We start from the raw sequence: 26,542 nt of genomic DNA, 5'->3' as shown, positions 1-26,542 counted from the left end.
AAGCACCATGACTGCGATCAAAAAGCTGATGTTGGCGTTAACCATGCTCAGTGCCACGGCGGGCGTGCAGGCTTCGGACGCCACGTTTTCGGGCTTTGGCAGCGAGAGAAGCAAAAAAACCAGCACCCTGATCCAGCGTGTCAGCTTCGAAGATGCGGGCAGCCAAGCCGCGCCGTGGGGCCAGTCCCTGGGGCAAACCAGCCCACAAGCAGACTATCGCGCCGGCTACGAACACCTGACGGGCCAATACAATGGCATTAAACTGCGCCCGCAAGACTTGCAGGGCCGCTATGATACCCCTCAGTCGGACAGTTGAATTGCCTTGGAGAGCCTTATGAAATTGCTGGTGGTGGAAGATGAGGCGCTGTTGCGTCATCACCTGTTGACCCGCCTCACCGACAGTGGGCACGTGGTCGAAGCCGTGGCCAATGCCGAGGAAGCCTTGTACCAGACCGGGCAATTCAACCACGACCTCGCCATCATCGACTTGGGGCTGCCCGGCATGGGCGGCCTGGACCTGATCCGGCAACTGCGCGCCCAGGCCAAGACCTTTCCGATTCTGATCCTTACCGCGCGCGGCAACTGGCAGGACAAAGTCGAAGGCTTGGCCGCCGGTGCCGACGACTACGTGGTCAAGCCGTTCCAGTTCGAAGAACTGGAAGCGCGGATGAACGCCTTGTTGCGCCGCTCCAGCGGTTTCACCCAGTCGACCATCGTCGCCGGGCCGTTGCTGCTGGACCTCAACCGCAAGCAAGCGTCGCTGGATGAGCAGCCGTTGGCGCTGACCGCTTACGAGTACCGAATTCTCGAGTATTTAATGCGCCACCATCAACAGGTGGTCGCCAAGGACCGCTTGATGGAGCAGCTCTACCCCGATGACGACGAGCGTGACCCGAACGTCATTGAAGTGCTGGTCGGGCGCCTGCGCCGCAAGCTGGAAGGCCCGGCCGGGTTCAAGCCGATCGACACCGTGCGTGGCTTGGGCTACCTGTTCAATGAGCGCTGCCGTTGATTCGCTCGTTACGTGTGCGCTTGATGCTCGCGGCTGCCACCTTGGCCGTGCTGTTTATGCTGGGCTTGTTGCCCGCCATGCAAGGTGCGTTCAGCCTGGCGCTGCAGGATTCCATCGAGCAGCGCCTGGCGTCGGACGTGACCACCCTGATTTCTGCCGCGCGGGTTGAAAACAATCGCTTGGTGATGCCGGCGCAGTTGCCCGACGAACGCTTCAACCTCGCCGATAGCCGGCTGCTCGGCTACATCTACGACCGTGAAGGCCATCTGGTATGGCGTTCGCGCGCGACCCGCGAAGAGAACATCAACTACAAACCGCGCTACGACGGACGCGGCAACGAGTTCGCACGCATTCGCGAGGCCAGCGGCCAGGAATTCTTCGCCTATGACGTAGAGGTCAAGCTGCTGGGCGGCAAAAGCGCGGCGTTCAGTATCGTCGCCCTGCAACCGGTGCGCGAATACCTGACGACCCTCGAAGGCCTGCGCGAAAACCTCTACCTGGGGTTCGGCGCGGCCTTGCTGGTGTTGTTGACGCTGTTGTGGCTGGGTTTGACCTGGGGCCTGCAAGCCCTGCGACGCTTGAGCCAGGAGCTTGACCAAATCGAAGGCGGCACCCGCGAAAGCCTTACCGAAGAACACCCTCGTGAACTCTTGCGGCTTACCGGTTCCCTCAACCGCCTGTTGCACAGCGAGCGCGAGCAACGGGCGCGCTACCGAGACTCCCTCGACGACTTGGCGCACAGCCTGAAAACCCCGCTGGCGGTGTTGCAGGGCGTCAGCGAAGACATGGCCCAGCGCCCGCAGGAGCGCAGCCAAGCCTGGGTGCTGCAGTCGCAGATCGAACGCATGAGCCAGCAGATCGGTTACCAGTTGCAGCGCGCCAGCTTGCGCAAAAGCGGCCTGGTGCGCCATCAGGTGCGTTTGGAGCCCGTGCTGCAAAGCCTGTGCGACACGCTGGACAAGGTCTACCGCGACAAGCGCGTGACCATCAACGTCGAGCTGCCGCCGGAGTGTGATGTGCCCATCGAGAAGGGCGCCTTGCTGGAAATGCTCGGCAACCTGCTCGAAAACGCCTACCGCCTGTGCTTGAGCGAAGTGCGCATCAGCGTGGTGGAAGACCTCGAAGGCACGGATTTGTATATCGAGGATGACGGCCCTGGCGTGCCGCCTGACCAGCGCGCGCGTATTTTGCAACGCGGCGAGCGACTGGACCGCCAGCATCCGGGGCAGGGGATTGGTCTGGCGGTGGTCAAAGACATCATCGAAAGCTACGGCGCCACGTTGACCCTCGGCGATTCGCCGCTGGGTGGCGCAGCGTTCAAGATCCATTTCCCCGCCGCCTGAGCGCATTCTTTTGTGGCGAGCGGGCTTGCTCGCGTTGGGCTGCGAAGCGGCCCCAATTCAGTCACCACAGTTTATCCAGACAGAACCCGGTTGAATGGTTTCAGGGCCGCTGCGCGCCCCAACGCGAGCAAGCCCGCTCGCCACAAGGCCCGCTCGGCACAAGGGCCGCTCGCCGTAACATCACCATCTGCCACAAGTCAGCTGCCGGCGCAGACCCTGTGGGAATACGCTATAAAATAGTCAGCCGCGCCCCAAAATCCTCTTCAAGGCGGATATCCGCCAAATTATTGGACGCGATCGGTTCGCCTGGCGGAATTCCGCCACCTTATCGTGCGCGATCAAGCGGCGTTTGAAACCTCTAGCCCTGATGTCTAAAGGCCTTCAGCGATTTTCAGCAAAGTGGCACGGCGTTTGCGATAAGGATTCCAGCGCAGGCTTTGTCCTACAGGTCTCGCAAACAACAAATCCCTCCAGTGCAGGAGGGTTCGCAATTCAAGTGCCGTGGGCAATGGCGGATATTTGCCACACGGGACGATTGAGGAAACTTGCAATGACGACTCGTCAGCCAATCTACAAATCCCTGTATTTCCAGGTGATCGTCGCAATCGTAATCGGTATTTTGCTCGGTCACTTCTACCCGCAAACCGGCGTGGCCCTCAAGCCACTGGGTGACGGGTTTATCAAACTGATCAAAATGGTCATTGCCCCGATCATCTTCTGCACCGTTGTCAGCGGCATCGCCGGCATGCAAAGCATGAAGTCGGTTGGCAAAACCGGCGGCTACGCGCTGCTGTACTTCGAAGTGGTGTCCACCATCGCACTGCTGATTGGCCTGATCGTCGTCAACGTTGTGCAACCGGGCGCCGGCATGCACATCGACGTGGCGACCCTGGACGCTTCGAAAGTCGCTGCCTATGTGACTGCCGGTGCAGACCAGAGCATCGTTGGCTTCCTGCTTAACGTGATCCCGAACACCATCGTCGGCGCATTCGCTACCGGCGATATTCTGCAAGTGCTGATGTTCTCGGTGATCTTCGGTTTTGCCCTGCACCGCCTGGGTGCCTACGGCAAGCCGGTGCTGGACTTCATCGATCGTTTCGCACACGTGATGTTCAACATCATCAACATGATCATGAAACTTGCGCCAATCGGTGCCCTGGGCGCCATGGCGTTCACCATCGGCGCCTACGGCGTAGGCTCGTTGGTGCAGTTGGGCCAGTTGATGATTTGCTTCTACATCACCTGCATCCTGTTCGTGGTTGTGGTGCTGGGCGCCATCTGCCGCGCGCACGGTTTCAGCGTGTTGAAACTGATCCGCTACATCCGTGAAGAGTTGTTGATCGTACTGGGTACTTCCTCGTCCGAATCCGCACTGCCTCGCATGCTGATCAAAATGGAGCGTCTGGGCGCGAAGAAATCCGTAGTAGGCCTGGTGATCCCGACCGGCTACTCCTTCAACCTCGACGGTACGTCGATCTACCTGACCATGGCTGCTGTGTTCATCGCCCAAGCGACTGACACGCACATGGACATCACCCACCAGATCACCCTGTTGCTGGTGTTGCTGCTGTCCTCCAAAGGCGCGGCTGGCGTAACCGGTAGCGGCTTCATCGTGCTGGCTGCGACCCTGTCGGCTGTTGGCCACCTGCCGGTTGCCGGCCTGGCGCTGATCCTGGGTATCGACCGCTTCATGTCCGAAGCCCGCGCGCTGACCAACCTGGTGGGTAACGCTGTTGCCACCCTGGTTGTGGCCAAGTGGGTCAAGGAGTTGGACGAAGACAAGCTGCAGGTAGAGCTGGCTTCCGGTGGTCGCGGTATCTCCGACACCCGTGAAGAAGATGACCTGGGCGTGGCCGAAGGCCCTGCACCTGTCGTCAAGTAACACGCTGATGGTGTGCATAGCACCTGAAACGCTGCAAACGCCCCGACCTGTTCGGGGCGTTTGCGTTTCTGGTCGGTCACTTTTGAGCGTTTTGATTTACATTGAGTCATGCCTTCATGCGTTTCCATTAGATGAAACTCACAGCGGCCAGCTCGTTCCAAGACTGATTAGCCCGCCGTATTGACGCGGCATCGCCTGCAGGAGTGTTGATGGACAGTGTGGATTTGAATGTCCTGCGCAGCGTGCTCGAATGGCGCCGCGCCGGAGAACGCGTGGTGTTGTACAGCGTGGTTCAGACGTGGGGCAGCGCACCGCGCCCGCCGGGTGCGATGCTGGCCTTGCGCGGCGACGGAGTGGTGATCGGCTCGGTGTCGGGCGGTTGCATCGAGGATGACTTGATCGCCCGGTTGCAGGACGGTCGCCTGCCTGCTGATGGGCCGCCTGTGCAGCTGGTGACCTACGGCGTCACCCGCGATGAGGCCGCGCGTTTTGGTCTGCCTTGCGGCGGCACGTTGCGCCTCACAGAAGAGCGGGTGGACGACTGGCGCTGGGTCGAAGAGCTGTTGCAGCGTTGTGAAGCGCATCAAATTGTCGCGCGCGAATTGGACCTGGGCACCGGCAACGTCACCCTGAGTGGCGCGAGCAAGACCGATGTTGTGACCTTCGACGGCGAACGCCTGCGGGCCATTTACGGCCCTCGCTGGCGACTGTTGTTGATCGGCGCCGGGCAGTTATCACGCTACGTGGCTGAAATGGCACGGTTGCTGGATTTTGAAGTGCTGATCTGTGACCCGCGCGAAGAGTTTGTTTACGGCTGGGAAGAGCACCACGGCCGCTTCGTGCCGGGCATGCCGGATGAGGCGGTGTTGAATATCCAGACCGACGAGCGCACGGCCATCGTCTGCCTCACCCACGACCCGCGACTCGACGACATGGCGCTGCTGACGGCGCTGAACTCCACGGCGTTCTACATCGGCGCCCTCGGCTCGCGGGTCAATAGCCAAAAGCGCCGGGAGAACCTCACCGAGCTGGGTTTATCCGCCGAGGCGATTGCACGCTTGCATGGGCCGATCGGTTTGCACATCGGCAGCCATACCCCGGCGGAAATTGCGCTGTCGCTGATGGCCGAAATCGTCGCGATCAAGAATGGCGTGGCGCCCACCCAGAAAAAACCGCAGCCGATGCTGGCGCAATGAGTGTTAGCGCAATTGTGCTGGCGGCAGGGCAGGGCAGTCGTTTCAGGGCTGAGGCGGGAGCGGATACAGACAAACTGCTGGCCGATTGCATCGGGCGCGATGGCGTCACCCGGTCGGTGATCGAGCAGGTGCTGTTGAGCCTGCCGGCGCAGGTCGTAAAGCGCTGGGTGGTTACCTCACCGGACCGGCATGAAGTGATTCGCTTGGCACAGGCTTACGGCTGCGAAGTGTTGCTGCTGCAATCGGCGGGCATGGGCGACAGCATTGCAGCCGCCGTTGCGGCCAGTGGCCCAAGCGATGGCTGGCTGGTGCTGCTGGGGGACATGCCGTTTATTTTGCCGTCGAGCATTGAGCGAGTGTTGGCGAACCTGGAGGGCATCAACGTGCCGGTGCACGCTGGCCACTATGGGCACCCGGTTGCGTTTGGTCGTGCGTTCGGCCCAGCGTTAATGGCGTTGACGGGAGATCGTGGGGCCAGACCGTTATTTGCGCAGACGACGGTGCATGAAGTGCAGGTGCAAGATCCCGGCGTACTTTGGGATGTGGATGTGCCGCACTTACTGGATTTCGCGCCCATCTGAAACGCTCCGCGTCATCGCTCTTGATCGTTCCCACGCTCTGCGTGGCAACGCATCCCGTGACGCTCTGCGTCACCGCTCTACAGCGGGACGCGGAGCGTCCAGGGCGGCATTCCCACGCAGAGCGTGGGAACGATCATCAGCTATAAAAAAAGCCCCGCCTGATCTCTCAGGCGGGGCTTTTTAGTAGCGTCTGGAATCAGACGAGCGGTTTAGGCTCGTGCTCTGCTTCCTCAGCCTTATGCTCAACCACAGCTTCAACAGCCGGGGCTGGCGCCTCGATCACTTCGGCAGCAGCCGGTGCAGAAGCAGCGGCAGCAGCGGCGGCCTCAGCTTCCTTGCGACGGCGACGCACTTCACGTGGGTCATTCGGCGCACGACCGTTTTCGGTCAGGGCACTGGCAGGCGCAGCTTCGACCACCGGCGCGGCGACTTCAACAACCACCGGCGCTTCGATCACTGGCGCTGGCTCGGCAACCACAACCGGAGCGGCTTCAACCACTTCGGCAACCGGTGCGGGCGCTTCCTCTACCACTGGGGCAGGGGCTGGTGCTTCAACCGGAGCGGCTGGCTCGGCAGTCCACTGGAAGGCGGTCTGTTCTTCGCGAACTTCACGCACCTGTGGGGCAGCTTCGACAACCGGCGTTTCAGCAGCCGCTTCAACCACTGGCTGAGGCTCAACCACCGGTGCAGGCTCAACAGCCGCCACTTCCACTTCTGGTTGGGCTTCGCGAACCGGTGCAACTTCCACGTCCGCAACCACTGGGGCTTCGATCGGGGTAGTGGCTTCAACCACCGGGGCTTCAACAGCGGGTGCTTCAAACGCTGGCGCTTCGACTACCGGGGCTTCAAACGCAGACGCTTCAACTACTGCAGTTTCCGCGACGGGTGCTTCTACCGCAGCCGTCTCTTCGACAGCAGCCGTAGCGCGTTCAGCTTGCTCGTGAGCTTGGGCTTCAGCGGGTGCACTGATAACCGAGCTGGCAACGGCAGCGGTCACGGCCAGGCCGGCAGCCAGTTCGGCGCCAGTCGGTTCGGCTTCTGTGTGCTCGCCGGACTCTTCCGAGCCTTCGATCACATTGCCGTTGGCATCACGCTGACGCTCACGACGGTTGCTGCGACGACGCTGGCCACGGGAGCGGCGGCGTGGACGATCGCCTTCGGCGTTGTCCTGGCCGTCATCCTGCAGTTGCTCTTCGCCGGTCAGTACTTCTTCTTCCTCGCTGGTGGCAGCGGCTTGCTCGGCGCGTGGTTGACGCTCTTCACGCGGTGCACGCGGTTGGCGTTCTTCACGTGGGGCGCGTTCTTCGCGCGGCTGGCGAGCCGGGCGTTCTTCGGTGGTGGCTTCGGCAGCGACGGCCGGTGCGGCGTCCAGCGGCTCGCGCAGCTCACGTACACGTTCTTCACGCTCGCCACGCGGCTTGCGATCTTCACGTGGGGCACGTGGGGTGCGGGGTGCGCGCTCTTCACGCGGTGCACGTTCTTCACGCGCTACAACCGGCGTTTCTTCACGGGCTTCGCGTGGTGCACGCTCTTCACGTGGCGCGCGTTCTTCACGCGGTGCACGTTCTTCGCGAGGCTTGCGCTCTTCGTCACGGCGGCCGTTGCGGTTACGGCTTTGCTGGCGACCGTTGCGACGTTCTTCGTTGCGCGCTGGGCGCTCGGTGGCCGGTTTTTCGACCACAACCGGAGCAACAGGCTCCTCTTTGGTGGCGAACAGGCTGACCAGCGACTTCACCAGGCCTTTGAACAGGCTTGGCTCAGGCAGGGCGGCCGGTGCGGCAACCGGCGCAGCTGCTTCAGCAGGCACGGGTGCGTTGGCGCGGGCCGGGGCAGTCTTCACGGCTGCTTCCTGGCGAACCAGGGTGCGGGTCGCGGCGGCCGGCTGAACTTCTTCGACTTCGGCAGCGGCAGCCGCGATTTCGTAGCTGGACTGGTTGGTGTGCGCTTCCGGGCTGTCATCACGCAGGCGCTGCACTTCGAAGTGCGGCGTTTCGAGGTGATCGTTCGGCAGGATGACGATGCGGGCACGCGTGCGCAGTTCGATCTTGGTGATCGAGTTGCGTTTTTCGTTGAGCAGGAAGGCTGCAACCGGGATCGGCACTTGCGCGCGGACTTCAGCGGTGCGGTCTTTCAGCGCTTCTTCTTCGATCAGGCGCAGGATCGCCAGGGACAGCGATTCAACGTCACGGATGATGCCGGTGCCGTTGCAACGCGGGCAGACGATGCCGCTGCTCTCGCCCAGGGATGGACGCAGGCGCTGACGCGACATTTCCAGCAAGCCGAAGCGCGAGATGCGCCCGACTTGTACGCGGGCACGGTCGGCTTCGAGGCATTCGCGGACTTTTTCTTCCACGGCGCGCTGGTTTTTGGCCGGGGTCATGTCGATGAAGTCGATCACGATCAGGCCGCCGATGTCACGCAGGCGCAGCTGGCGGGCGATTTCTTCAGCCGCTTCCAGGTTGGTCTGCAGGGCGGTTTCTTCGATGTCGCTGCCTTTGGTGGCGCGCGCCGAGTTGATGTCGATGGACACCAGGGCTTCGGTCGGGTCGATAACAATGGAGCCGCCGGAAGGCAGTTCGACCACGCGCTGGAAGGCGGTCTCGATCTGGCTTTCGATCTGGAAACGGTTGAACAGCGGAACGCTGTCTTCGTACAGCTTGATCTTGCTGGCGTACTGCGGCATCACCTGGCGGATGAAGGTCAGGGCTTCGTCCTGCGCTTCAACGCTGTCGATCAGCACTTCGCCGATGTCCTGGCGCAGGTAATCGCGGATGGCGCGGATGATCACGTTGCTTTCCTGGTAGATCAGGAACGGCGCGGAACGGTCCAGGGACGCTTCTTTAATAGCGGTCCACAGTTGCAGCAGGTAGTCGAGGTCCCACTGCATTTCTTCGCTGCTGCGGCCCAGGCCTGCAGTGCGCACGATCAGGCCCATGTCGGCCGGTGCGATCAAGCCGTTCAGCGCTTCACGCAGTTCGTTGCGCTCTTCGCCTTCGATGCGACGGGAAATACCGCCGGCACGCGGGTTGTTTGGCATCAGCACCAGGTAGCGGCCAGCCAGGCTGATGAAGGTGGTCAGGGCAGCGCCCTTGTTGCCACGTTCTTCTTTTTCGACCTGAACGATAACTTCCTGGCCTTCGGTCAGGACGTCCTTGATATTCACGCGGCCTTCAGGGGCTTTCTTGAAGTATTCGCGCGAGATTTCTTTGAGGGGCAGGAAGCCGTGGCGCTCGGAGCCGAAATCGACAAAGGCAGCCTCAAGGCTTGGTTCGATGCGAGTGATACGGCCTTTATAGATATTGGCCTTCTTTTGCTCGCGTGCACCGGATTCAATGTCCAGGTCGTAGAGGCGTTGGCCATCTACCAGTGCAACACGCAACTCTTCGGGTTGGGTTGCGTTAATCAGCATTCTTTTCATGTTGTACCGTCGGTTTCCGGGCTGCCGGAAACGGCGTTCGGCACACACGACTTCTCACGGTCGGTGTCAGGTGCGTCAAGAGTGGTTGGCCACTCCAGTGTCCAGCAAAACCCGCCAATAGGGGCCGGTATCGCGACGGACGCGTCCTGCTTGTTAGCGGTGGTGACAAAGGCACCACTTCAACAAAAGCTAAGGTCAGGAGGAGGAATCAACCGGCGACTGTGGACGAGATGAAGCGTCTAAATATAAGCCTAGTGCTACACAGTCCGACGGTTGTGCATCTCCACCCTACACGTATCCCTGATAATTCGGGTGCTGCCGCGCGCAGAATCCGCAGCGGGTTGGCATTTACCGTGTTCTCCAATGGGGAGTTCACGCTCATGGCTAAACAAGACTGGGTGCGGGCGACTGCGCTCGCACTCAGCTCTTAACAGGCGTTGTTTCCGAAGCATTCGCCATGGTCTGGCTCAAGACTGACTGCACTTTGTGAACTGGCCGTAAATATCGGCGCAAAAGGCGAGTATTTACTCTGCTTTTTGCACTCGCTTCAGGCCTCATGTCACCTGCGCTCGTTACAATCCCGAGCCTCCCAAGGTGGCGAAAGCCCCGTAGGACGGCCTCGCGTCCTGATGAATTGCGATGGTCAGGGCCGGCAGTTTGCCGCAAGTCCTCTGTCCAGGCCGCTTTTGACGGCGTTCGCGACTATAGCAGCAATGATTAAGTGCTTCAATTCCATAAAAAATTGTTATCATCGCCGCCATGACGACTACCGCCCCCCAGACCCCCAGCGTCCAGCTGCTCGAGGTCTCGCCGGAATATGCCGGCCAACGCATCGATAATTTTCTATTGGCCAGGCTCAAAGGCGTGCCCAAGACCTTGATTTACCGCATTTTGCGTAAAGGCGAAGTGCGCGTGAACAAGGGTCGCATCAAGCCCGAGTACAAGCTGCAGGCAGGCGATATCGTCCGTGTGCCGCCGGTTCGCGTGCCTGAACGTGACGAGCCGGTGCCACTCGCCCAAGGCCTGTTGCAGCGCCTAGAGGCGTCGATTGTGTTCGAAGACAACAAACTGATCGTGATCAACAAGCCCTGCGGCATTGCGGTTCACGGCGGCAGCGGCCTGACGTTCGGGGTAATTGAAGCCTTCCGTCAGTTGCGCCCGGATGCCAAGGAGCTGGAGTTGGTGCATCGCCTGGACCGCGACACGTCCGGCCTGTTGATGATTGCCAAAAAACGCAGCATGTTGCGCCACTTGCACACCGCGCTGCGTGGCGATGGTGTCGACAAACGCTACATGGCGCTGGTGCGTGGCAATTGGGCAAGTTCGATCAAGAGCGTTCGAGCGCCGTTGCAAAAGAGCAACCTGCGCTCCGGCGAGCGCATGGTCGAAGTGGACGAGGAGGGCAAAGAAGCGCTGACCCTGTTCAAGGTGCTGCGCCGTTTCGGCGACTTCGCGACGATGGTCGAGGCCAAGCCGGTTACCGGGCGTACTCACCAGATTCGTGTGCACACCCTGCACGCAGGCCACTGCATTGCAGGCGACACCAAGTACGGCGACGAGGATTTCTCCAGGGAGATTCGCGACCTCGGCGGCAAGCGCCTGTTTTTGCACGCTTACATGCTGACGGTGCCGCTGCCCGATGGCGGTGAGTTGAAGTTGCAGGCCCCGGTCGATGATATGTGGGCCAAGACCGTGGAGCGTTTGAGTGTCGCGCCGTGAATATAAGCTGCTGATTTTTGATTGGGACGGTACGCTGGCGAACTCCATTGGTCGGATTGTCGAGTCGATGCACATGGCCTCGACCCGTTCCGGCTTTGCGTTGCGCAGCGACCTGGCGGTCAAGGGCATCATCGGCTTGGGTTTGCCTGAGGCGATCCGCACCTTGTACCCGGCAATCGACGAGCCAGCGCTGATAGCGTTTCGTCAGCACTACGCCGATCACTACATCGCGCTGGAAGCCGAGCCTTCGCCGCTGTTTGACGGCGTAAGGCAATCTCTGGAGGCGTTTCGCGCCGACGGTTATCACTTGGCTGTGGCCACCGGCAAGGCCCGTCGCGGGCTTGACCGGGTACTCAAGGCCCATGGCTTTGAAGATTATTTCGACATCACCCGTGCGGCGGATGAAACCGCCAGCAAGCCTCATCCTCTGATGCTTGAGCAGATCATGGCTCACTGCGGCGTAGCGCCGAGCCAGGCACTGATGGTGGGCGACGCGTCCTTCGACCTGATGATGGCGCGCAACGCCGGTATGCACAGTGTCGCGGTCAGCTACGGTGCGCAGGCTGCCGAGGCCTTGCAGCAATACGAGCCCCGGCTGACGATTGATCATTTTTCCGAACTGCAGGCCTGGCTCAACCAGGCCCAATAAGTCTTTGCTGGGGTTAATGGCATGAGTGATGAGTGGAAAGCGCCTGAAACGGCCGACCGTGGCGATGATAAAAGCTGGAAGCTGCTCGAGAAGACGCTCTTGGCCAGCGTGCAGGAGCAGCGCCGTTCGCGGCGGTGGGGGATCTTCTTCAAGTTGCTGACGTTCGTGTACCTGCTCGGCATGCTGGCGTTGTTCAGCCCGCTGATGGACATGGAAAAAAGCGCTACCCGTAGCAACCATTACACGGCCTTGATCGAAGTGCGCGGGGTGATTGCCGACAAGGAATCCGCCAGCGCCGACAACATCGTCACCAGCCTGCGTGCTGCGTTTGAAGACCCCAAGGTCAAAGGCGTGATTCTGCGTATCAACAGCCCGGGCGGCAGCCCTGTGCAGTCGGGTTATGTGTACGACGAAATTCGCCGCCTGCGCGCGTTGCACCCGGATACCAAGCTCTACGCGGTGATCGCCGACCTGGGCGCCTCGGGTGCCTATTACATCGCCAGTGCGGCTGATCAGATCTATGCCGACAAGGCCAGCCTGGTGGGCTCGATTGGTGTGACCGCGGCCGGTTACGGGTTTGTCGGCGCCATGGAGAAGCTGGGTGTGGAGCGCCGTACTTACACCTCCGGTGAACATAAATCGTTCCTTGATCCGTTCCAGCCGCAAAAGGCCGATGAAACCCAGTTCTGGCAGGGCGTGCTGGACACGACCCATCGCCAGTTCATCGCCAGTGTGAAGCAAGGCCGTGGCGATCGTCTGAAGGATAAGGACCATCCGGAGTTGTTCTCCGGGTTGGTGTGGTCAGGCGAGCAAGCGTTGCCGCTGGGCTTGATCGACGGTCTGGGCAGTGCCAGTTCGGTGGCGCGCGACGTGATCGGCGAGAAAGAGCTGGTCGACTTCACCGTTGAGGAATCGCCGTTTGATCGCTTCTCGAAAAAGCTTGGCGCCAGCGTGGCCGAGAAGTTGGCCATGTACATGGGCTTCCAGGGCCCGACCTTGCGCTGATCTATCGAGGCTTGCATAGCTCGACATGTGGAAGCTGAACATGTGGGAGGGGGCTTGCTCCCGATGGCGATGGGTCAGTGACGGCTAAGCTGGCTGATGTACCGCTATCGGGAGCAAGCCCCCTCCCACATTGGTTTTGCGGTGTATTTAAGGGGTTACTCGCCTTCCGCCATTCCAAAAGCCGAAATTGCGCTGATCTTCCGAGGCTTGCATAGCTCAACATGTGGAAGCTCAAAATGTGGGAGGGGGCTTGCTCCCGATGGCGATGGGTCAGTGACAGCCAAGCTGGCTGATGTACCGCTATCGGGAGCAAGACCCCTCCCACATTGGTTTTGCGGTGTATTTAAGGGGTTTACTCGCCTTCCACTATTCCAAAAGCCGACCTTGCGCTGATCTATCGAGGCTTGCATAGCTCAACATGTGGAAGCTGAACATGTGGGAGGGGGCTTGCTCCCGATGGCGGTGGGTCAGTGATAGTTAAGCTGGCTGATGCACCGCTATCGGGAGCAAGCCCCCTCCCACATTGGTTTTGCGGTGTATTTAAGGGGTTACTCGCCTTCCGCCATTCCAAAAGCCGAAATTGCGCTGATCTTCCGAGGCTTGCATAGCTCGACATGTGGGTGCTGAACATGTGGGAGGGGGCTTGCTCCCGATGGCGGTGGGTCAGTGACGGCTAAGCTGGCTGATGCACCGCTATCGGGAGCAAGCCCCCTCCCACATTTGGTTTTGCGCTGTGTTTAAGGAATTTGCACACCTTCGGCGAGCAACATGTCCACCAGGCGAATCAGCGGCAAGCCGATAAGGCTGGTGGCATCCGTGCCTTCGGTGCTTTGGAACAGGCTCACACCCAACCCCTCAGCCTTGAAGCTGCCCGCGCAGTCATACGGTTGCTCGATACGCAGGTAGCGCTCGACACGCTCAGCGTCCAGCACGCGCATCTGTACGGTGAAGGGCACGCAATCGACTTGGCAGTGGCCGGTCTGGCTATTGAGCAGCGCCAGGCCGGTGAGGAAGCTTACGCGCTTGCCGCTGGCCGCCAGCAACTGCTCACGGGCGTTTTCGAAGGTGTGGGGTTTGCCGATGATCCGGCCGTCGAGCGCCGCCACCTGATCCGAGCCGATAATCAGATGCCCGGGGTAACTGGTTGCGAGGGCGCGGGCTTTTTCTTCAGCGAGGCGCATGACCAGCTCGATGGCGGGCTCATTTTCGCGATGGCTTTCGTCGATGTCCGGCGAGCTGCAGATGAACGGTAGATGCAGCCGGCTGAGTAATTCCCGGCGATAAACCGAGCTGGATGCGAGTAATAAAGGCAGCATGGGCGTCTCCTCAGGGCGGTTGCGAATTCTAGCGGCGTGACCCGCTGACGCACAGGGCTGAATTTCCTTTGACATGGCTGGGTGCATCCCTATAATGCTGCGCCTATGTTGAATGACCCGATTCCACCTCACGTTGACCCGCGCAAATTGGCTGATCGTGGCACTTCCCTTCAAGGTGAATTGCTGCTGGCCGATTTGGAGAGACTCTGCGACCCGCTTTCCGACACTGTCGGTACGGTGCAGGCTAAATTCGTTTTTGAACGAGATGAACGTAAATCTGTGGTAATTCACAGTTTTATCGACACCGAAGTCAAAATGGTTTGCCAGCGTTGTCTTGAGCTGGTCACCCTGCCGATTCACAGCGAGTGCAGTTATGCTGTGGTGAAGGAGGGTGCGAATACCCAGTCGTTGCCGAAAGGTTATGACGTGCTGGAACTGGGCGAAGATCCTTTGGATCTGCATGCACTGATCGAGGAGGAGCTTTTGCTCGCCTTGCCCATTGTGCCTGCTCATCATCCGGAAGAATGCCAGCAGCCGGAGGGGCTCGATGATGAGTCCGAACCGAGCGAGGACGAGGTAACGCGGTCCAACCCGTTCAGTGTATTGGCGCAGTTAAAGCGTGACCCAAACGTTTAGGAGTTAATCAATTATGGCTGTTCAGCAGAACAAAAAATCCCGCTCTGCCCGTGACATGCGTCGTTCGCACGATGCCCTGACGGCAAGCACTTTGTCTGTAGAAAAAACCACCGGTGAAATTCACCTGCGTCACCACGTATCGCCAGAAGGCGTATACCGTGGCCGTAAAGTGATCGACAAGGGCGCTGACGAGTAATCACTTGTCTGCTCAAGTCATCGCGATTGACGCAATGGGCGGGGACTTCGGTCCCCGCAGCATTGTTCAGGCCTGCATTGCCAGCCTGTCTGCAACGCCCTCGCTGCACCTGACCCTCGTTGGTCAACCCTCCCTGATTGAAGAACTGATTGCCAGCCATCCGGCGGTGGATCGCGCGCGCCTGACGATTACGCCGGCCAGCGAAACCATTAGCATGGATGAAAAGCCGGCGACGGCCCTGCGTGGCAAACCCGACTCTTCGATGCGCGTGGCGCTGGAGCTATTGCGAGACGGCAAGGTGCAAGCCTGTGTCAGTGCTGGCAATACCGGTGCGTTAATGGCGTTGTCGCGGCATGTCCTCAAGACGCTGCCGGGTATTGATCGGCCGGCGATGGTGGCGGCCATTCCGACGCAGAAGGGCTATTGCCAACTGCTCGACCTGGGCGCAAACGTCGATTGCACTGCCGAGCACCTGTTCCAGTTTGCGCTGATGGGCTCGGTGGCCGCTGAGGCGCTCGGTGTGGCGCGGCCGCGGGTAGCGTTGCTGAATATCGGCACCGAAGACATCAAGGGTAACCAGCAGGTCAAGCGAGCCGCCAGCCTGTTGCAGGGTGCGCGGGGTTTGAACTACATCGGCTTTGTCGAGGGTGACGGCCTGTACCGTGGCGAGGCGGATGTGGTGGTGTGTGACGGGTTTGTCGGTAATATCCTGCTCAAGTCCAGCGAAGGCCTGGCAACCATGATCGCCACGCGTATCGAGGCGTTGTTCAAGCAGAACCTGGCGTCACGCATGGTGGGCGCGTTGGCGCTGCCATTAATGCGCCGCTTGCAGGCTGACCTGGCACCGGCGCGGCACAATGGTGCGAGCTTTTTAGGGCTGCAGGGCATCGTGGTGAAAAGCCATGGCTCGGCGGGCGTGCAAGGCTTTCAGAGTGCCATAGCGCGGGCGTTGATCGAGATCCAGGAAAACCTGCCGCAACGCCTGCACGGCCGTCTAGAGGATCTGTTGCCTTAGGCGAATTGGCCCGGGAATGCTTAAATGTGACCGGCCAGTTCAATTGACCATCCAATCTGTCAGTTTCGTGCGCTCCCACCGTAGGAGTGTGCATTTTTGACGACCAGATCATTAGGGGCTTGTTACATGTCTACATCCCTCGCATTCGTCTTTCCAGGGCAAGGTTCGCAGTCCCTCGGCATGTTGGCCGAGTTGGGCGCGCAATACCCGCTGATCCTGGAAACCTTCAAAGAAGCTTCCGATGCTCTGGGCTACGACCTGTGGGCATTGACCCAGCAGGGGCCGGAAGAGCAACTCAACCAAACCGACAAAACCCAGCCGGCCATCCTGACCGCCTCGATCGCCTTGTGGCGTGTGTGGCTGGCGGAAGGCGGCGCGCGCCCGGCTTATGTGGCCGGTCACAGCCTGGGCGAATACAGCGCTCTGGTTGCAGCGGGCAGCCTGACCCTCGCTGAAGCGGTCAAGCTGGTCGAGCGCCGTGGTCAGTTGATGCAAGACGCGGTTCCGGCCGGGCAGGGCGGCATGGCCGCTATTCTTGGGCTGGACGATGCTGTGGTGATCGAAGCCTGTGCCGAAGCGGCGCAAGGTGAAGTGGTCAGCGCGGTGAACTTCAACTCGCCGGGCCAGGTGGTGATCGCCGGTGCCAAGGCTGCGGTTGAACGTGCCATCGAAGGCTGCAAGGCGCGTGGTGCAAAGCGCGCCTTGCCATTGCCGGTCAGCGTGCCGTCGCACTGTGAGCTGATGCGCCCGGCCGCCGAGCGGTTTGCCGAGTCGATTGCCGCCATCAACTGGCAGGCACCGCAGATCCCGCTGGTGCAGAACGTCAGTGCGGCCATTGCCGTCGACCTCGATACCCTCAAGCGCGACCTGCTGGAACAACTCTACAAGCCTGTGCGCTGGGTTGAGTCGGTTCAGGCGCTGGCCGCCAAGGGCGCCACCGAGTTGGTCGAGTGCGGCCCCGGCAAAGTCCTGGCTGGCCTGAACAAGCGCTGCGCCGACGGCGTATCGACCGCCAACCTGAATACCCCGGATGCCTTCGCTGCTGCTCGCGCGGCGCTGGTCTGAACTCTGAATCCTGAACCACGATCCCCGAACTTAGGAGAAGCCTGCATGAGTCTGCAAGGTAAAGTTGCACTGGTTACCGGCGCCAGCCGTGGCATTGGCCAGGCGATTGCCCTGGAACTGGGCCGTCAGGGTGCCGTTGTGATCGGCACCGCCACATCCGCCTCGGGTGCCGAGCGTATTGCCGCAACCTTGAAGGAAAACGGCGTTCAAGGCACCGGCCTCGAGCTGAACGTAACCAGCGACGAATCGGTTGCGGCTGTTTTGGCTGAAATTACTGCACAGTTCGGCGCACCGGCTATTCTGGTAAATAACGCCGGTATCACCCGCGATAACCTGATGATGCGCATGAAAGACGACGAGTGGTACGACGTGGTCGATACCAACTTGAACAGTCTGTTTCGCCTGTCCAAGGGCGTTTTGCGTGGCATGACCAAGGCGCGTTGGGGCCGAATTATCAATATTGGCTCCGTAGTGGGTGCCATGGGCAACGCAGGCCAAGTAAACTACGCTGCGGCCAAGGCTGGTCTGGAAGGTTTCAGCCGTGCATTGGCACGTGAAGTCGGTTCGCGTTCGATTACGGTCAACTCGGTGGCCCCAGGGTTCATCGACACCGATATGACCCGCGAGCTGCCGCAAGCACAGCGTGAAGCGTTGCTGACACAGATTCCGCTGGGCCGTCTGGGCCAGGCTCAAGAGATCGCGAATGTGGTCACTTTCCTGGCATCCGACGGTGCGGCATACGTGACTGGGGCTACAATCCCGGTTAACGGCGGGATGTACATGAGTTAAATTGTGACGGATCGCTTCAAAAAAATGTCATACGAGCTGTCTAAAATCCGTTATAAAGCTGCAACTTAATTTATAGGCAGGTGGTCGGCCGGGTACGCGGGTGAAGCTTTCAGTTGAAAAACTGAAAAGGCTTTCTATACACTTACCCACTGGCCAGCTGCCTGAATTTGTCCATTAGGAGTTAAACAAGGTATGAGCACCATCGAAGAGCGCGTCAAGAAAATCGTTGCCGAGCAACTGGGCGTTAAGGAAGAAGAAGTCAAAAACGATTCTTCCTTCGTAGAAGACCTGGGTGCCGATTCCCTTGACACCGTTGAGCTGGTGATGGCTCTGGAAGAGGAATTCGAGACCGAAATCCCGGACGAAGAAGCTGAAAAAATCACTACTGTTCAAGCTGCTATCGACTACGTTACTGCCCACCAGGCGTAATAGTTTGTAGTCGTCGCTTGTTGTTAGGGAAAACCGCACTGCTGTAACGGCGTGCGGTTTTTTCTTTAGCTCAGATGAAACTTTTGGTCTGATGAAGCGTGAGCGCTGAAGCGAAGTGTCGTCATCAAGAAAAAGGAGAGTGCTGTGTCGCGTAGACGCGTCGTAGTCACCGGTATGGGTATGCTGTCGCCACTGGGTACGGATGTGCCGAGCAGTTGGCAGGGCATTCTGGCTGGTCACAGTGGTATTGGTCTGATCGAACACACTGACCTTTCTGCCTATTCCACCCGTTTTGGCGGCTCGGTAAAGGGCTTCAATGTCGAGGAATACCTCTCGGTCAAAGAATCCCGCAAACTCGACCTGTTCATTCAATACGGCCTGGCAGCCGGTTTTCAGGCGGTGCGTAATGCCGGCCTGGAGGTCACCGACGCCAACCGTGAGCGCATCGGCGTGGCCATGGGTTCGGGTATTGGCGGTTTGACCAATATCGAAGAAACCAGCCGCACGCTGCACGAATCCGGCCCCCGTCGAATTTCACCGTTCTTCGTACCGGGCTCGATCATCAATATGATTTCCGGTTTCCTGTCCATCCATTTGGGGGCACAGGGGCCTAACTACGCCATTGCCACCGCCTGCACCACCGGCACGCATTGCATCGGCATGGCGGCGCGCAATATCGCCTACGACGAAGCGGACGTGATGATCGCCGGTGGCGCCGAAATGGCGGCCTGTGGTCTGGGCATGGGCGGCTTCGGCGCGTCCCGTGCGCTGTCAACCCGCAATGACGAGCCAACCCGGGCCAGCCGTCCGTGGGACAAAGGCCGTGACGGTTTTGTGCTGTCCGACGGTGCCGGCGCCTTGGTACTCGAAGAGCTGGAGCACGCCAAAGCGCGTGGCGCCACCATCTACGCGGAACTGATCGGCTTCGGCATGAGTGGCGATGCCTACCACATGACCTCGCCACCGTCCGACGGTGCCGGTGCCGCGCGTTGCATCACCAATGCGTTGCGTGATGCCAAGGTCAACCCCGACCAGGTGCAGTACATCAACGCCCATGGCACGTCGACGCCGACCGGCGATTTGGCCGAAGCCGAAGCTATCAAGTCGGTGTTCGGCGAGCACGCCTACAAACTCGCAGTCAGCTCAACCAAGTCGATGACCGGTCACCTGTTGGGTGCAGCGGGCGCGGTCGAGGCGATCTTCAGCGTGATGGCCATCAAGGACCAGGTCGCTCCGCCGACCATCAACCTTGATGAGCCGGACGAGGGCTGCGACCTGAACTTCGTGCCTCATGAAGCGCAGCCAATGCCGATCGACGTGGTTATCTCCAACTCGTTCGGGTTTGGCGGCACCAACGGTTCCCTGGTGTTCCGCCGGTTCGCCGAGTGATGCAAAGCTGGGTCGACGGTCAGCCAGCGGACAGCGTGCCCCTGAAAGATCGCGGCCTGGCGTACGGCGATGGCCTGTTTGAAACCATCGCCGTCAGGGCTGGGCAGCCTGTGCTGCTCGACCGTCACTTGCAACGCCTTGACCAGGGTTGCAAGCGCCTCGCCTTGCTGGCGGACCACGCGTTGATCCGCAGCGAAGTGTTGGCCTATGCCGCCGCCTTGGGTGACGGTGTACTCAAGTTGATCCTCACCCGTGGCGACAGCCTGCGCGGTTATGGCATTAACCCCGGCGCGCCGGTGCGCCGTATCTTGCAGGGCAGTCCGCCGGCACCTTATCCCGAAACGCATGCAACCGACGGCATTCGCCTGTTTGCGTGCGCTACACGCTTGGCCGAGCAGCCGTTGCTGGCCGGTCTGAAGCACCTCAACCGCCTCGAACAAGTGATCGCCCGCGCCGAATGGCAAGATGCCGAACACGCCGAAGGTTTGATGCTGGATATGTCTGGGCGCGTCATCGAAGGCGTGTTCAGCAATCTGTTTGTTGTACGCAATGGCTTGTTACTGACCGCTGATCTGAATCGTTGCGGGGTTGCCGGCGTCATGCGCGCGGAAATTCTGGCCCAAGCGCAGGCGCTGGGCATCCCGCAGGCTGTGGTTGATATTAGCCTTGAGCAGTTGCAGCAGGCCGACGAGGTCTTTGTGTGCAACAGCGTTTATGGCATTTGGCCGGTGCGTGGCTACGCTGCGATGAGCTGGCCGGTTGGCCCGCTCACCCGTAAACTGCAGGGCATTGTTCGCGCGCTATTGGATATTTGAGTTGATACGAAAACTGGTTTTACTGCTGCAGATCGCCTTGGTTTCCGCAGGCTTGGTGCTCGGCTTCTCGGCCTGGAAGCTCAATTGTGCCTTGAAGCAGCCCCTGAACCTGCCCCAGGAGCAATTGCTCGACGTGCCTGCCGGGTGGACCCCGACCGGCACCTTCAATCGTCTTGAAGCGGACGGCGTGCTCGACGATGCCTTCTGGTTACGCCTTTACTGGCGCTTCAACCTCGACGGTCAGCCGTTGCACAGCGGTGAATACCGCATGACGCCAGGCCTTACCGCCGAAGGTTTGATTGGCCTGTGGCAACGCGGCGAAGTGGTGCAATACAGCCTGACGCTGGTAGAGGGCTGGAACTTCCGCCAAGTGCGCTCAGCGCTGGCCAAGCATGAAAAGATCGTGCAAACCCTCAGCGGCCTTGGCGACAGCGAAGTCATGGAACAACTCGGTCACCCCGGCGTGTTCCCCGAAGGGCGCTTCTTCCCCGATACCTACCGCTTCGTGCGCGGCATGACCGACGTCGACTTTCTGAAAAAGGCCTACAACCGCCTGGACGATGTGCTGGCCCAGGAGTGGAGCAAGCGCGCTGCCGATGCGCCGTACACCGACCCTTACCAAGCGCTGATCATGGCCTCCCTGGTGGAGAAAGAGACCGGTGTGCCGGAGGAGCGTGGGCAGATTGCCGGCGTGTTCGTGCGCCGCCTGAAGATCGGCATGCTGCTGCAGACCGACCCCACGGTGATCTACGGCTTGGGCGAGCGCTACAACGGCAAGTTGACCCGCGCGCACCTCAAGGAAGCCAACCCTTACAACACCTACATGATTGCCGGCCTGCCGCCGACACCGATCGCCATGGTCGGCCGCGAGGCGATCCACGCAGCATTGAACCCGGTGCCGGGCACTAGCCTGTATTTCGTCGCGCGTGGCGACGGCAGCCATATTTTCTCTGATGACCTGGATGCGCATAATGCCGCCGTGCGTGAGTTTCAACTCAAGCGCCGCGCGGATTACCGTTCCAGCCCGGCGCCGACGGCAAAGCCTGCGCAAGAGCCGGCGCCAGCTGCCGATGCACCGGTAGATGCGCCCGCAGACAAACCTGTCGGCGCACCGACCGACGCACCGACCGATGCGCCGGTAGAAACGCCGGCCGAGCCTGCCCCGGACAGCACCACGCCGCAAAGCCCGCAATGACTCTGACTAAGGACTGCCTGTGACTGGCTTGTTTATAACCCTGGAAGGCCCGGAAGGCGCCGGCAAAAGCACCAACCGCGATTACCTGGCCGAGCGCTTGCGTTTGGACGGCATCGAAGTGGTGTTGACCCGTGAGCCCGGCGGTACGCCGTTGGCTGAACGCATCCGCGAGGTGTTGCTGGCGCCAGGTGAAGAGCCGATGAACCCGGACGCCGAGCTGCTCTTGGTGTTTGCCGCCCGTGCCCAGCACCTGGCCGAAGTGATTCGCCCGGCCCTGGCACGCGGTGCGGTGGTGATTTGCGACCGTTTCACCGATTCCACTTACGCTTATCAGGGCGGTGGCCGGGGCTTGTCGCTGGAACGCATCGCCACCCTGGAAACCTTCGTGCAGGGCGATCTGCGCCCCGACCTGACGCTGGTGTTCGACTTGCCGGTGGAAGTCGGCCTGGCTCGCGCGAGTGCCCGCGGTCGCCTCGACCGTTTTGAGCTCGAGGGCCAAAAGTTCTTCGGCGCCGTGCGCAGCGCGTTTCTCGAACGTGCCAGGGCTGAACCTGCGCGTTATTACCTGCTCGACGCGGCCCAGCCCTTGGCGCAGGTGCAGCACGCCATTGATGCGCTGGTGCCAAACCTGTTGGAGCGCGCCCGTGGCTGAAGCCTATCCATGGCAGGCCAGCCTGTGGCAGCAATTGGCCGGGCGCGCCCAGCACGCGCACGCCTATTTGCTGCACGGGCCAATCGGTATCGGCAAGCGGGCGTTGGCCGAGCGCCTCATGGCGAGCCTGTTGTGCCAGCGGCCGGTCAATCTTGAAGCCTGCGGAGCGTGTAAATCCTGCCTGTTGCTCAAAGCCGGCAGCCACCCCGACAACTATGTGCTGGAACCTGAGGAAGCCGACAAGGCGATCAAGGTCGACCAAGTGCGTGATCTCGTCGGTTTCGTGGTGCAGACCGCGCAGATGGGCGGGCGCAAGGTGGTCCTGATCGAGCCGGTGGAGGCGATGAACATCAACGCCGCCAACGCCTTGCTCAAAAGCCTGGAAGAGCCTTCGGGCGACACGGTCTTGTTGCTGGTGAGCCACCAGTCCAGCCGGTTGTTGCCAACCATTCGCAGCCGCTGCGTGCAGCAAGCCTGCCCGTTGCCGAGTGAGGCGATGAGTTTGCAATGGCTGGCGCAGGCGCTACCTGCGTGTTCCGACGACGAACGCGTCGAGTTGCTGACACTGGCCGCCGGCTCACCGCTGGCCGCTGTGAAGCTGCAAGCCCAAGGCGTGCGCGAGCAACGGGCGCTGGTCGTGGACGGGGTCAAAAAGCTGCTCAAGCAAGAGCAGTCCGCCACGCAACTGGCTGAAACCGCCTGGAAAGATATTCCGTTGCTGCTGCTGTTCGACTGGTTCTGCGACTGGTCGAGCCTGATCCTGCGCTACCAGTTGACCCAGGACGAAAGCGGCCTGGGCCTGCCGGACATGCGCAAGGTGTTGCAGTACCTTGCGCAGAAGAGTGCACAAGACAAGGTGCTGAACATTCAGGACTGGATTTTGGCCCAGCGCCAGAAGGTCCTTGGCAAAGCCAACCTCAACCGCGTGCTGTTGCTTGAAGCGCTGCTGGTGCAGTGGGTCGGCCTGCTCGGCCGCCGTTAATTTCCGAGGCCTGCGGGTGTATCGTTGGCCACACACGTTGCGTAACTTAAGTCGTAATTTCCTATGCTCGTAGATTCCCATTGCCACCTTGACCGTCTCGACCTTGCCCAGCATGGCGGTTCCCTTGACGCCGCACTTGAGGCTGCCCGCCAGCGTGGGGTAGGGCACTTTCTGTGCATCGGCGTGAGCGCCGAGAACGCCGCTGACGTCAAAGCGCTGGCTGAGCGTTATGCCGACGTTGATTGCTCGGTGGGCATTCACCCGCTGGACCTCAAACCCGGTGAAGCGCCTGCGCTTGATTGGTTGTTGGGCGAACTCAACCATCCGCGCGTGGTAGCGATTGGCGAAACCGGCCTGGACTACCACTACGAGCCCGAAGCTGCCGAGCTGCAGCAAGCGTCCTTTCGCTTGCACCTGCAAGCCGCCCAGCACACCGGCAAACCGGTGATCGTGCACACCCGTGGCGCCCGCGCCGACACCCTGGCGCTGCTGCGCGAAGCCGCATTGCCGCAGGCCGGCGTGCTGCATTGCTTCACCGAAGATTGGGCCATGGCCAAGGCCGCCCTGGACTTGGGGTTCTACATTTCGCTGTCGGGCATCGTCACCTTCCGCAACGCCGATGCCCTGCGCGACGTCGCGCGCCAAGTGCCGGCCGACCGCCTGCTGGTGGAAACCGACTCGCCTTACCTGGCGCCCATCCCGCATCGCGGCAAGCCGAACCTGCCCGAATACGTACGCGACGTGGCGGACTACCTGGCGATGCTGCGCGGTGAGTCGTATGAGCGTTTTGCCCAACAGACCACCGAAAACTTCAAGCGCCTGTTCCCGCTGGCTCACGTCGGCGCTTAACGGCGCCGGGTAATGCGCCAAACCGCGGGCAAAAAAAACCCGGGTTCTGGGGGGGGAATCCGGGTTAAGGCCATTAGGAGTAAATAAAGGGTACGCAGTCCGTCGGTACCCAGGTCGACGCGTCACTTGGGGGAGATGCCACGTCGACAGTTCAAGTATTGATCAGTATCCCATTCAGTCCAGCCGCATCTGATCGTTTTTTAAACAGATTTGGAATACGCGCGCTTCGCTTGAGTTCTCATTGAACGGGTGCACAGCGGTGGTTGTTGTGTATGGTTTCTGACTGACATCAATGAAATCGTTGGCGAGCGGGAAGTAAAACGCACGGCGGGTTCACATAGACGTTGCTCGTCGACCGTTCAGTCGGGATAATCCCTTCATCGGGTAAATCGTATCGCCACGTATCCGTGGCCTGGCGCAACCCACCCTATTCAACTCTGCAGACCTCTTTCTCATGCACAAAGAACCCCGTAAGGTCCGAGAGTTTCGCCGCCGTGAGCAAGAAATTCTCGACACCGCGCGCAAGCTGTTCCTCGAACAAGGTGAAGACAGCGTCACCGTCGAGATGATCGCGGATGCCGTGGGCATCGGCAAAGGCACGATCTACAAGCACTTCAAATCCAAGGCCGAAATCTACCTGCGGCTGATGCTCGACTACGAGCGTGATTTGAACGAGCTGCTGCACTCGGCTGATGTCGATAAAGACAAAGAAGCCCTGTCGCGGGCTTACTTCGAGTTCCGCATGCGTGACCCGCAGCGCTACCGCCTGTTCGACCGCCTGGAAGAAAAAGTGGTCAAGGGCAATCAGGTACCGGAAATGGTCGAGGAGTTGCACAAGATTCGCGCCTCGAACTTCGAGCGCCTGACCCTGCTGATCAAAGGTCGTATCAGCGAAGGCAAGCTGGAAGATGTGCCGCCGTATTTCCACTACTGTGCCGCCTGGGCCTTGGTGCATGGCGCCGTGGCGCTGTACCACTCGCCGTTCTGGAGCAATGTGCTGGAAGATCAGGAAGGCTTCTTCCAGTTCCTGATGGACATCGGCGTGCGCATGGGCAACAAGCGCAAGCACAGCGCCGAGCTACCGGGTACGGAGCCGAAAAACGGCGAAACCCCGGCTACTTAAGCGTTCCCCCCACAGTGATGGCGCAATGATTTACTGCCAGTTGCTGTACCCCAGGAATATACTCAGGCAAGGATCTTGCTAAGAGCTGATTAATGAGTCAGCTTTTAGTGTGCCCGAACAATCCTCTGCCGGAGTGATCCATGATCGTTGATCGTCAAGGCAGGCGGTTCCGCAATTTGCGGATCAGCCTGACCTCAGCCTGCAATTACGCGTGTACTTACTGCGTGCCGGACGGCAAGCGGCTGGTGGCTGCCCAAGACGAACTCTCGGCCGATGCCATGGCCAGGGGCGTTGCGTACCTGATTGAAGCGGCCGGTATCGACCGGCTGCGCATTACCGGCGGCGAGCCGCTGGTCAGCCCCAAACTGGAAGCCTTTATGGGCGCCGTGGGGCAGATGGGCCTCAGTGATATTAGCCTGACGACCAACGGCCAACTGCTGGCGCGCAAACTGCCGTTGCTGGTGGAGGCGGGCATTCGGCGTATCAATGTGTCGCTCGATACGCTGGACGCAGATGCGTTTCGCCGTATTGCGCGGGGCGGCGATCTGGCCACGGTGCTTGACGGCATGGAGCAGGCGAGGGCGGCCGGGATCAAGATCAAGGTGAATATGGTGCCGTTGCGCGGGCAGAACCTTGATCAGGTGATGCCGCTGCTGGATTACTGCCTCGAACGTGGCTATGAGCTGCGTTTTATCGAGCTGATGCGCATGGGGCACTTGGCCAAAGACTCTAATGCGTTCTTGCAGCAATTCGTCAGTTTGCAGCAACTGCTGGGTTTGATTGGCGAGCATCATGAGTATCTGCAGGCCGATGCGCCGGTGGACGCTACCGCTGTGCGCTACGAAGTGCCGGGCAAGGGGTTTTTTGGTGTGATTGCCAACGAGAGCGTGCCGTTCTGCCGTACGTGTTCACGGCTGCGGTTGTCCTCGACCGGTTGGTTGCATGGTTGTTTGTCGTCGAGCAATCGTCACTATGTCGGTGACTTGCTGGACAAACCACGCCATCAGGCGCTGCCGGCGTTGCAGGGTTTGTTGATGAAGGCGCTTGGTGACAAGCAGGAAGTTGCGTTTTCGGGTGGGGCGACCATTATGAAGATTATTGGCGGCTGAGCCGGTTCTGTGGGGGTGTTCTTCAGGTTGGGTATATATCCGGTATTTTGGTTATGGCTTGTATCGGTTTCGCTCTTACAGCCAGCCCTTTCAAGGTCTTTGATAAAATCCCCCAAAACGCCAGTCAGGGGAACGAAATCGATGTGGGCAGAAGTTCTAGCGCGGTTTGAGAAAAAA

Annotated in this window: 25 protein-coding genes; 23 read left to right on the top strand and 2 right to left on the bottom strand. The window is 60.2% G+C overall.

Features of this window, described 5'->3' with window-relative positions:
- Positions 1-7 precede the first annotated feature (7 nt).
- The 6 genes from AO240_RS08685 to AO240_RS08660 all read left to right on the top strand — a co-directional run bounded on the left by AO240_RS08685 (position 8) and on the right by AO240_RS08660 (position 6,014).
- The gene (locus AO240_RS08685; RefSeq protein ID WP_099236201.1) at positions 8-316 is read left to right on the top strand and encodes a hypothetical protein; all 309 of its coding nucleotides are present in this window, start codon (positions 8-10) and stop codon (positions 314-316) included.
- An 18-nt stretch (positions 317-334) separates the two neighbouring features.
- Positions 335-1,012, top strand: a complete 678-nt coding sequence (locus AO240_RS08680) for a response regulator transcription factor (protein WP_003214228.1) — start codon at positions 335-337, stop codon at positions 1,010-1,012.
- Positions 1,009-2,355, top strand: a complete 1,347-nt coding sequence (locus tag AO240_RS08675; RefSeq protein WP_099236200.1) for an ATP-binding protein — start codon at positions 1,009-1,011, stop codon at positions 2,353-2,355. Before AO240_RS08680 ends, AO240_RS08675 begins: the two co-directional genes overlap by 4 nt.
- Before the next feature lie 550 nt (positions 2,356-2,905).
- A complete protein-coding gene (locus tag AO240_RS08670; RefSeq protein WP_099236199.1) occupies positions 2,906-4,237 on the top strand; it encodes a dicarboxylate/amino acid:cation symporter in 1,332 nt (443 codons plus the stop codon).
- Positions 4,238-4,446: 209 nt separating this feature from the next.
- Complete coding sequence (locus AO240_RS08665; protein WP_099236198.1) at positions 4,447-5,433, top strand: XdhC family protein; 987 nt, start codon at positions 4,447-4,449, stop codon at positions 5,431-5,433.
- Entirely contained in the window at positions 5,430-6,014 is a 585-nt protein-coding gene (locus AO240_RS08660; protein ID WP_099236197.1) for an NTP transferase domain-containing protein, read from the top strand. Before AO240_RS08665 ends, AO240_RS08660 begins: the two co-directional genes overlap by 4 nt.
- 196 nt (positions 6,015-6,210) lie before the next feature.
- On the opposite strand, the gene rne is transcribed toward AO240_RS08660, so the two are convergent.
- Positions 6,211-9,432 (bottom strand): ribonuclease E, encoded by a 3,222-nt coding sequence (gene rne / locus AO240_RS08650; protein WP_099236195.1) that lies wholly within the window; start codon positions 9,430-9,432, stop codon positions 6,211-6,213.
- 759 nt (positions 9,433-10,191) lie between these two features.
- Here rne and rluC point away from each other — a divergent pair.
- Genes rluC through AO240_RS08630 form a run of 3 tightly spaced genes read left to right on the top strand, consistent with a single transcriptional unit; the run spans position 10,192 to position 12,805 of the window.
- Positions 10,192-11,151 (top strand): 23S rRNA pseudouridine(955/2504/2580) synthase RluC, encoded by a 960-nt coding sequence (gene rluC / locus AO240_RS08640; protein ID WP_099236193.1) that lies wholly within the window; start codon positions 10,192-10,194, stop codon positions 11,149-11,151.
- The gene (locus tag AO240_RS08635; protein WP_099236192.1) at positions 11,138-11,800 is read left to right on the top strand and encodes an HAD-IA family hydrolase; all 663 of its coding nucleotides are present in this window, start codon (positions 11,138-11,140) and stop codon (positions 11,798-11,800) included. Before rluC ends, AO240_RS08635 begins: the two co-directional genes overlap by 14 nt.
- A 21-nt stretch (positions 11,801-11,821) precedes the next feature.
- Entirely contained in the window at positions 11,822-12,805 is a 984-nt protein-coding gene (locus AO240_RS08630) for a S49 family peptidase (protein WP_099236191.1), read from the top strand.
- Positions 12,806-13,542: 737 nt separating this feature from the next.
- On the opposite strand, the gene AO240_RS08625 is transcribed toward AO240_RS08630, so the two are convergent.
- A complete protein-coding gene (locus tag AO240_RS08625; RefSeq protein WP_099236190.1) occupies positions 13,543-14,121 on the bottom strand; it encodes a nucleoside triphosphate pyrophosphatase in 579 nt (192 codons plus the stop codon).
- 105 nt (positions 14,122-14,226) lie between these two features.
- On the opposite strand from AO240_RS08625, the gene AO240_RS08620 reads away from it, so the two are divergent.
- From AO240_RS08620 to AO240_RS08555, 14 genes are all read left to right on the top strand, one after another.
- On the top strand, positions 14,227-14,757 hold the full coding sequence (locus tag AO240_RS08620; protein ID WP_015885435.1) for a YceD family protein: 531 nt from the start codon (positions 14,227-14,229) through the stop codon (positions 14,755-14,757).
- A 13-nt stretch (positions 14,758-14,770) separates the two neighbouring features.
- On the top strand, positions 14,771-14,953 hold the full coding sequence (gene rpmF, locus AO240_RS08615) for a 50S ribosomal protein L32 (RefSeq protein WP_008152339.1): 183 nt from the start codon (positions 14,771-14,773) through the stop codon (positions 14,951-14,953).
- A gap of 4 nt (positions 14,954-14,957) precedes the next feature.
- On the top strand, positions 14,958-15,968 hold the full coding sequence (gene plsX / locus AO240_RS08610) for a phosphate acyltransferase PlsX (RefSeq protein ID WP_099236189.1): 1,011 nt from the start codon (positions 14,958-14,960) through the stop codon (positions 15,966-15,968).
- A 126-nt stretch (positions 15,969-16,094) separates the two neighbouring features.
- Complete coding sequence (fabD, locus tag AO240_RS08605; RefSeq protein WP_058412351.1) at positions 16,095-17,033, top strand: ACP S-malonyltransferase; 939 nt, start codon at positions 16,095-16,097, stop codon at positions 17,031-17,033.
- Between the two features lie 45 nt (positions 17,034-17,078).
- A complete protein-coding gene (gene fabG / locus AO240_RS08600; protein ID WP_058412350.1) occupies positions 17,079-17,822 on the top strand; it encodes a 3-oxoacyl-ACP reductase FabG in 744 nt (247 codons plus the stop codon).
- Between the two features lie 192 nt (positions 17,823-18,014).
- Positions 18,015-18,251 (top strand): acyl carrier protein, encoded by a 237-nt coding sequence (gene acpP, locus AO240_RS08595; protein WP_058412349.1) that lies wholly within the window; start codon positions 18,015-18,017, stop codon positions 18,249-18,251.
- A gap of 144 nt (positions 18,252-18,395) precedes the next feature.
- A complete protein-coding gene (gene fabF / locus AO240_RS08590) occupies positions 18,396-19,640 on the top strand; it encodes a beta-ketoacyl-ACP synthase II (protein WP_099236188.1) in 1,245 nt (414 codons plus the stop codon).
- The gene (gene pabC / locus AO240_RS08585; RefSeq protein ID WP_099236187.1) at positions 19,640-20,455 is read left to right on the top strand and encodes an aminodeoxychorismate lyase; all 816 of its coding nucleotides are present in this window, start codon (positions 19,640-19,642) and stop codon (positions 20,453-20,455) included. The genes fabF and pabC overlap by 1 nt, the downstream gene beginning before the upstream one ends.
- Before the next feature lies 1 nt (position 20,456).
- Complete coding sequence (mltG, locus tag AO240_RS08580) at positions 20,457-21,650, top strand: endolytic transglycosylase MltG (protein WP_099236186.1); 1,194 nt, start codon at positions 20,457-20,459, stop codon at positions 21,648-21,650.
- 19 nt (positions 21,651-21,669) lie between these two features.
- Positions 21,670-22,302, top strand: a complete 633-nt coding sequence (tmk, locus tag AO240_RS08575; protein WP_099236185.1) for a dTMP kinase — start codon at positions 21,670-21,672, stop codon at positions 22,300-22,302.
- Positions 22,295-23,284: a DNA polymerase III subunit delta' gene (locus AO240_RS08570; RefSeq protein ID WP_099236184.1), complete on the top strand. Its 990-nt coding sequence runs from the start codon at positions 22,295-22,297 to the stop codon at positions 23,282-23,284. The genes tmk and AO240_RS08570 overlap by 8 nt, the downstream gene beginning before the upstream one ends.
- 63 nt (positions 23,285-23,347) lie before the next feature.
- Entirely contained in the window at positions 23,348-24,133 is a 786-nt protein-coding gene (locus tag AO240_RS08565; protein ID WP_099236183.1) for a TatD family hydrolase, read from the top strand.
- A 454-nt stretch (positions 24,134-24,587) separates the two neighbouring features.
- On the top strand, positions 24,588-25,256 hold the full coding sequence (locus AO240_RS08560) for a TetR/AcrR family transcriptional regulator (RefSeq protein ID WP_099236182.1): 669 nt from the start codon (positions 24,588-24,590) through the stop codon (positions 25,254-25,256).
- 140 nt (positions 25,257-25,396) lie between these two features.
- Positions 25,397-26,365 (top strand): GTP 3',8-cyclase MoaA, encoded by a 969-nt coding sequence (locus tag AO240_RS08555; RefSeq protein WP_058412341.1) that lies wholly within the window; start codon positions 25,397-25,399, stop codon positions 26,363-26,365.
- Positions 26,366-26,542 lie beyond the last annotated feature (177 nt).

It is taken from the genome of Pseudomonas sp. ICMP 460 (genome assembly GCF_002723595.1).
GTDB classification, from domain to species: Bacteria; Pseudomonadota; Gammaproteobacteria; order Pseudomonadales; family Pseudomonadaceae; genus Aquipseudomonas; species Aquipseudomonas kitaguniensis.
Note: the sequence above shows the minus strand (reverse complement) of the source record. Positions and strands in the feature narration are given on the sequence as shown.